Here is a 6,121-nt window from a genome sequence, read left to right on the forward strand (position 1 = left end):
AGATTGCTTACTTCCCAGATTTGGTTAAGGTGGCACCGCATTTCTTGCAGACCCGAACTTTCGTGCCATCCTCAAGGAATTTTTTCCCTGTGCGGACCGTCTTCGCACACTCAGGGCAGACAAACATGAGGTTCGAGATATGAATAGGTGCCTCTTTCTTGACGATCTCGCCAGACTGCTGGGCGTTAACAGCCTTCTGATGCTTGGTGATCATATTGATACGCTCGACCACCGCCTGGCTGGCTGCCCGGTCAATTTTAAGTATCTTGCCGACCCGTCCCTTGTCCTTACCGACAATCACTTCAACCTGATCGTTTTTCTGCAAACTTGTCTGTCCCTGCCGCATCTTCCTATCCTCGTATCCTGACAGCATTTCTTTTTTACAGCACTTCCGGCGCAAGAGATATGATCTTCATAAAACCGAGAGACCGCAGTTCACGAGCCACCGGCCCAAAAATTCGTGTTCCTACCGGCTCGCCGCTTCCTGCGAGCAGGACAGCCGCATTGTCATCAAAGCGAACAGTAGTGTTCTCCGGGCGACTGATCTCCTTGGTCGTCCGTACTACGACAGCATTGAGAACATCTCCTTTTTTCACTTTAGCATGGGGAAGAGCCTCTTTTACTGTGACAACGATCACATCCCCGATACTGGCGTAACGACGGCGGCTACCGCCCAGCACCCGGATACAAAGCACTTCTTTGGCACCTGAATTGTCAGCGACATTCAGTCTGGATTCTGTCTGAATCATAATATATCACCTTGCGCTTAAAAACCGTTGTCAATATCAATCAGACGGCCCGCTGGACAATTGTTCTGACAAGCCAACGTTTGTGCTTGGAAAGTGGTCGACATTCCTCAATAAGCACAGTATCACCGACCTTACATTCGTTGACCGCATCATGAGCCATGTAGCTCACCCGGCGGCGGATGTACTTGCCATACAGTTTGTGCTTGACTTTCCGTTCGACCGTGACTACCACCGTCTTATCCATGCTGCTGCTCTTCACACAGCCCAACTGGGTTTTTCTAGTGCTTAAATTCTCGCTCATTCTTCTTTCTGGTCCGGTGCTGTATGTTACCAAATCAGGCCTGTTCAGTCAGAACAGTCTGCACTCTGGCGATATTCTTCCGCAGCTGTCGCAGCCGGGCGGGATTTTCCAGCTTCCGTATTCCGTGCTGAAATCTCAGCTTGAACAACTCTTCCCGCATTTCCTTCTCTTTCTTCCGCAGCTCCTCACCGTTCAGCTGCCGCAGTTCACTGGTCTTTATCTTCATATCGTACTGCTCCTTGCGATGACCTTGGTCGGAAACGGCAGTTTATAAGAAGCAAGCCGAAGAGCCTCCCTGGCCACATCGTCAGGCACACCTTTCAGTTCATACAGTATCCTACCCGGATGAATGACCGCAGCCCAGTGATCCGGTGCCCCCTTGCCTCCGCCCATGCGGGTTTCAGCAGGCTTTTTGGTGATAGATTTGTCAGGGAATATCCTGATCCATAGCTGACCGCCGCGCTTCACCTTCCTGTTGATAGCGATACGCGCCGCTTCAATCTGCTGCGAGGTCATACGTCCGCAGCCTTCCGCTTTCAGCGCGTAGTCGCCAAACGCAAACTGAGAGCCGCGCTGGGCCTCGCCCCGCATTCTGCCCTTATGCTGCTTTCTGTGCTTTACTTTGCGTGGACTCAACATTTTTCAAACCTGCCTGCATTCCATGGAATCTACTGCTCAACAGGCATGTCACCGCCTGTCAGCACTTCGCCTTTGAATATCCAGACCTTCACCCCTATCTGACCGTAGGTGGTGCTAGCCTCCGCCATACCGTAATCGATATCGGCCCGCAGCGTGTGCAGCGGTACCCGGCCTTCCTTGAACCACTCGGTTCTCGACATCTCTGCGCCACCTAAGCGGCCTGAGCAAGAAATTTTAATGCCCTTGACACCAAAACGGAGAGCCGTGCTGATAGCCTTCTTCATTGCCCGGCGGAAGGCGATGCGTTTCTCTAACTGGGCGGTAATGTTTTCCGCTACGAGCTGAGCATCAGCCTCTGGCCGCCTGACTTCCTGGATGTCCAGCATGCACTCACGGCCAAACTTCTGCTCGATGTCTCGCTTCAGGTTCTCAATTTCGGCCCCTTTCTTACCGATGACGATACCTGGACGTGCTGTAAATAGCCTAATTCGCACCTTTTCGCCAGTGCGTTCGATAACGATCCGAGCCACACCGGCATGATATAGCTTCTTCTTCAGATATGTGCGTATCTGCTGATCCTGATGCAGATTAGCGGCGTAACCCTTGTCAGCATACCAGATTGAATCCCAAGTTCTGGTGATGTTGAGCCGCAGTCCTACGGGATTGACTTTTTGTCCCAACGTGTCCTCCGTGTTCCCTGTGCGGTTGATCTCAAAAACTCTGCGGAACGGCGGCCTCTTCAGGCCTCATCGACAACCACAGTGATATGGCTAGTCCGCTTCAGTATTCTGGCAGCTCTACCCATGGCACGAGGCCGGAATCTTTTCAGCATCGGCCCGCCGTTAATCTGAATTTCTTTTACATACAGCGTATCCACATCAATAGTCTCGGTCTGCTCGGCATTGGCAACAGCAGACTGAAGCACCTTACGCAGAATTTTTGCCGCCTTCTTTGGCATGAATCTAAGCGTTGTTACAGCGGTCTCTACATCCTTCCCCCGGACAACATCAGCTACAAGCCTCGCCTTCTGCGGGGAAATTCGGATGTATTTAGCGACGGCTCTTGCTTCCATCGTAATCTCCTGATTGCATTCTATTTCTTTGCGGCCTTACCTTTTTTGTCCGCCGCATGTCCGTGATAGGTTCTGGTCGGCGAGAACTCGCCCAGTTTATGCCCGACCATATTCTCCGAAACATACACCGGAATAAATTTTTTGCCGTTATGAACGGCAAAAGTCAGCCCCACCATCTCAGGAACGATATCCGACCGCCGGGACCATGTTTTGATGACTTTCCCCGCCCCCTGCGCAGTTACCACTTTCTTCATCAAGTGGTCATCCACAAAAGGGCCTTTTTTAACTGAACGCGCCATAATGTCACTATTCTCCTAGAATTACTTACGGTTGGTGACAATATCCCGGCTGGAGGTCTTCTTTCTCCGACGGGTCTTGTAGCCCTTGGTCGGCATGCCCCACGGCGAGCATGGATGTCGCCCACCGGAACTCTTGCCCTCGCCGCCGCCCATCGGATGATCCACCGGGTTCATGGCCACACCGCGGACAGTGGGTCGCTTCCCCTCCCAGCGGGCCCGCCCTGCTTTTCCTAGCTTTCTGCTACTGTGTTCTGAATTGCCGACGGCACCAATACAAGCCCGACACTGGCTATTGAACCTGCGCACTTCACCGGAAGGCAACTTGACTAGTACATGCTCACCTTCTTTAGCCATCAGCTGTGCTGCGGTACCGGCGGAGCGGACAATCTGTGCCCCTTTGCCGATCTTCATCTCGACGTTGTGGATAACCGTACCCAAAGGAATATTACTCATAGGCAGGCAATTGCCTGGCTTGATGTCCGCATCAGCACCAGCAGTTAGCATATCGCCCACGCTAATGCCTTCTGGCGCAAGAATATAGGATTTTTCACCATCCGCATAATGCAACAACGCGATATTGGCAGAGCGGTTTGGATCATATTCAAGGGCGGCGATTTTTGCCGGTACACCGGTCTTATTCCGTTTCCAGTCGATAATGCGGTACTTGCGCTTGTGCCCACCGCCTTTGTGCCAAGCGGTAATCCGTCCATAAGTATTGCGACCGCCGGTTTTCTTCAACGGCGCAAGTAGGCTCTTTTCAGGTGCCTTGTCAGAAAGATCTGGCTGTACAACAGCTACGTGATGCCTTTTGCCCGGTGATGTCGGTTTATGGGTCCTAATTGCCATTTTCCTTTCCGTTATCTGTGAAAGCGTTACACTGTTCAATTCAAAGGGAACGCTGCGCCTGCATCCTACAGCTCGTCGAGATAATTTATTTTCCCTTCGGATAGGGTGATGTAGGCTTTTTTCCAGTCGCTGGTCCGTCCGGCAGATTTTGCGCCGACCCGCTTCCGCTTGCCGCGCATCGTAACCGTACGCACAGAAGCCACCTTGACATTAAACAGCTGCTCCACCGCCTTTCTAATCTCTATCTTATTGGCTTCGGAAGCGACCCTGAAGGTCACCGTATTCCGCTGCTCCTGAAGGCTGTTGGACTTCTCCGTCAGACACGGATCTTTGACGATGTCGTAAATACTTTTCATACCATCAGCCTCGCTTCCAGTTGCTCCAGGGTTGATTTGACAATCATTAGCTTGTCGTGCTTGAGAATGTCATACACGTTTAAGCCCGCTACTGGCAGTATCTGATAACCGACCACGTTGCGAGCCGCAAGCTGGAGGTTGGTGTTTTCCTTTTCGGCGACCAACAGACAATTCTCAAATGAGAAGTTCTTCATAACGCCGACAAATTCCTTGGTCTTCGGAACGACCATCTCAAACTGATCCAAAATGATCAGATTGCCTTCTGACATCCGGGCGGAGAGAGCCATGCGCAACGCCAAGCGGCGCACCTTCTTCGGCATAGTGTAACTGTAGTCTCTCGGTTGTGGCCCAAAGGCGGTGCCACCGCCACACCAGACCGATGACCTGCTACTGCCTGCCCTAGCCCGGCCAGTCCCCTTCTGTTTCCACGGCTTGATACCGCCGCCACTCACCATGCCTCTGGTCTTGGTTGCCGCGTTACCGCTACGGCGGCAGGCGCGCTGCATGCAAACCACTTCATGAAGAATCCCCGTATTTACTGACACACCGAACAGATTGTCGCTTACTTCTATCTCCGCGACCTTCTGCGCCAAGGTGTTCATTACATCACAAACTGACATGAGTCCTCTCCCCTTGCAAGGCAGCCTATGCCTTCTTGATATGAATGCTGACCAAGCCGTTCTTTGCGCCGGGAACCGCGCCTTTCACCAGCAAAATATTTTCCTCAGCGCGGATATCAACCACTGTAAGATTTTGAATGGTCTTCCTGTCCGTACCCATGTGTCCCGGCAGCTTTTTACCTTTGATGACACGGCTGGGATAAGCACTGCTGCCGATAGCACCGGGCTGGCGCTGAAAATCCGAACCATGGGTCTCGCGACCGCCGCCGAAGCCATGGCGCTTTATAACGCCTTGAAAACCGCGACCTTTGGAATGGCCCGTGATGTCGATTTTGTCGCCAACTTTGAGCATCTCTGTTACAACAATCCGTTGACCCAACTCGTAAACTTTTGGGTCTTCCACCCTAAACTCCCGGACGTGATAGTAGCCACCACCACCACCCTTCTTGAAGTGACCAACTTCTGGCTTAGTCAACCGGGATTGTTTCTTTTCCCGGAATCCCACCTGGATAGCACTGTACCCTTCTTTGCCGACGGTCTTTCTCTGTAGCACGAAACAGGGACCGGCCTCAATGACGGTGACAGGGCTGGCCTGACCAAACTCATTATAGACCCTCGTCATGCCAAGTTTCCGTCCCAGTATTCCATTTGTATTAGGCATTTGCTTAACCTGTAACGCTAAACTCTGTTCAAAAAGCGGAATCAAGCCCTCTGCTTTTCCGACCACTCGGTCAACCACCACCCGTGCCTGGCCTGCTGCTTAAGGCAACTTGATCTCCACGTCAACGCCCGCCGATAACTGTAATTTCATGAGCGAGTCAATAGTTTGCTGGGTTGGCTCTAGTATGTCCAGCAGACGACGGTGTGTTCGCATTTCAAACTGCTCGCGGGACTTCTTGTCGCAGTGCGGCGATCTGAGCACGGTGTATTTGTTGATGCTAGTCGGCAGCGGAATCGGCCCGGCCACGGTCGCACCAGTACGGCGAGCAGTCTCGACGATTTCCGATGTGGACTGGTCAAGCAGCTTATAATCATATCCTTTGAGCCTGATGCGAATCTTATCTGTGGAGATCATGAGTTCCTCTATCTTGCCCGCTGTTACTCAAGAATTTTGACGATGACCCCTGCGCCGACAGTACGACCACCCTCGCGGATCGCGAAACGGAGGCCCTCCTGCATGGCGATGGGCGTGATCAACTCGGCGGTGATATGCACGTTGTCGCCTGGCATGACCATCTC

13 protein-coding genes and 1 pseudogene are annotated in these 6,121 nt (G+C 52.4%); all 14 read right to left on the reverse strand.

The features are described 5' to 3' along the window. Positions 1 to 7: 7 nt before the first annotated feature. The gene (gene rplX, locus ACNKIB_RS04585) at positions 8 to 346 is read right to left on the reverse strand and encodes a 50S ribosomal protein L24 (protein WP_417909366.1); all 339 of its coding nucleotides are present in this window, start codon (positions 344 to 346) and stop codon (positions 8 to 10) included. Positions 347 to 380: 34 nt separating this feature from the next. Then, positions 381 to 749 carry a large ribosomal subunit protein uL14 gene (rplN, locus tag ACNKIB_RS04590; RefSeq protein WP_417909367.1) on the reverse strand — a complete coding sequence of 123 codons (369 nt, stop codon included), beginning with the start codon at positions 747 to 749 and terminating at the stop codon, positions 381 to 383. A 40-nt stretch (positions 750 to 789) separates the two neighbouring features. Then, positions 790 to 1,050 (reverse strand): 30S ribosomal protein S17, encoded by a 261-nt coding sequence (gene rpsQ, locus ACNKIB_RS04595; protein ID WP_417909368.1) that lies wholly within the window; start codon positions 1,048 to 1,050, stop codon positions 790 to 792. Positions 1,051 to 1,084: 34 nt separating this feature from the next. Next, positions 1,085 to 1,270: a 50S ribosomal protein L29 gene (rpmC, locus tag ACNKIB_RS04600; RefSeq protein ID WP_417909379.1), complete on the reverse strand. Its 186-nt coding sequence runs from the start codon at positions 1,268 to 1,270 to the stop codon at positions 1,085 to 1,087. Between the two features lie 2 nt (positions 1,271 to 1,272). Then, positions 1,273 to 1,689, reverse strand: a complete 417-nt coding sequence (gene rplP / locus ACNKIB_RS04605; protein WP_417909369.1) for a 50S ribosomal protein L16 — start codon at positions 1,687 to 1,689, stop codon at positions 1,273 to 1,275. 29 nt (positions 1,690 to 1,718) lie between these two features. Further along, the gene (gene rpsC, locus ACNKIB_RS04610) at positions 1,719 to 2,369 is read right to left on the reverse strand and encodes a 30S ribosomal protein S3 (RefSeq protein WP_417909370.1); all 651 of its coding nucleotides are present in this window, start codon (positions 2,367 to 2,369) and stop codon (positions 1,719 to 1,721) included. Between the two features lie 59 nt (positions 2,370 to 2,428). Continuing rightward, on the reverse strand, positions 2,429 to 2,761 hold the full coding sequence (gene rplV, locus ACNKIB_RS04615; protein WP_417909371.1) for a 50S ribosomal protein L22: 333 nt from the start codon (positions 2,759 to 2,761) through the stop codon (positions 2,429 to 2,431). Positions 2,762 to 2,781: 20 nt separating this feature from the next. Next, positions 2,782 to 3,060, reverse strand: coding sequence for a 30S ribosomal protein S19 (gene rpsS / locus ACNKIB_RS04620; protein WP_417909372.1), 279 nt, complete (start codon positions 3,058 to 3,060; stop codon positions 2,782 to 2,784). Between the two features lie 21 nt (positions 3,061 to 3,081). Then, on the reverse strand, positions 3,082 to 3,906 hold the full coding sequence (rplB, locus tag ACNKIB_RS04625) for a 50S ribosomal protein L2 (protein WP_417909373.1): 825 nt from the start codon (positions 3,904 to 3,906) through the stop codon (positions 3,082 to 3,084). Between the two features lie 65 nt (positions 3,907 to 3,971). Beyond that, positions 3,972 to 4,262 carry a 50S ribosomal protein L23 gene (locus ACNKIB_RS04630; RefSeq protein ID WP_417909374.1) on the reverse strand — a complete coding sequence of 97 codons (291 nt, stop codon included), beginning with the start codon at positions 4,260 to 4,262 and terminating at the stop codon, positions 3,972 to 3,974. Then, a complete protein-coding gene (gene rplD, locus ACNKIB_RS04635; protein ID WP_417909375.1) occupies positions 4,259 to 4,882 on the reverse strand; it encodes a 50S ribosomal protein L4 in 624 nt (207 codons plus the stop codon). The genes ACNKIB_RS04630 and rplD overlap by 4 nt, the downstream gene beginning before the upstream one ends. 25 nt (positions 4,883 to 4,907) lie before the next feature. Continuing rightward, entirely contained in the window at positions 4,908 to 5,543 is a 636-nt protein-coding gene (gene rplC, locus ACNKIB_RS04640) for a 50S ribosomal protein L3 (RefSeq protein ID WP_417909380.1), read from the reverse strand. Positions 5,544 to 5,642: 99 nt separating this feature from the next. Beyond that, positions 5,643 to 5,954 (reverse strand): 30S ribosomal protein S10, encoded by a 312-nt coding sequence (gene rpsJ, locus ACNKIB_RS04645; RefSeq protein WP_417909381.1) that lies wholly within the window; start codon positions 5,952 to 5,954, stop codon positions 5,643 to 5,645. 26 nt (positions 5,955 to 5,980) lie between these two features. Further along, positions 5,981 to 6,121, reverse strand: a pseudogene (tuf, locus tag ACNKIB_RS04650) (elongation factor Tu); the annotation flags it as partial.

The sequence above is a fragment of the Candidatus Electronema sp. PJ genome, assembly GCF_048287395.1.
Taxonomy (GTDB): Bacteria; Desulfobacterota; Desulfobulbia; order Desulfobulbales; family Desulfobulbaceae; genus Electronema.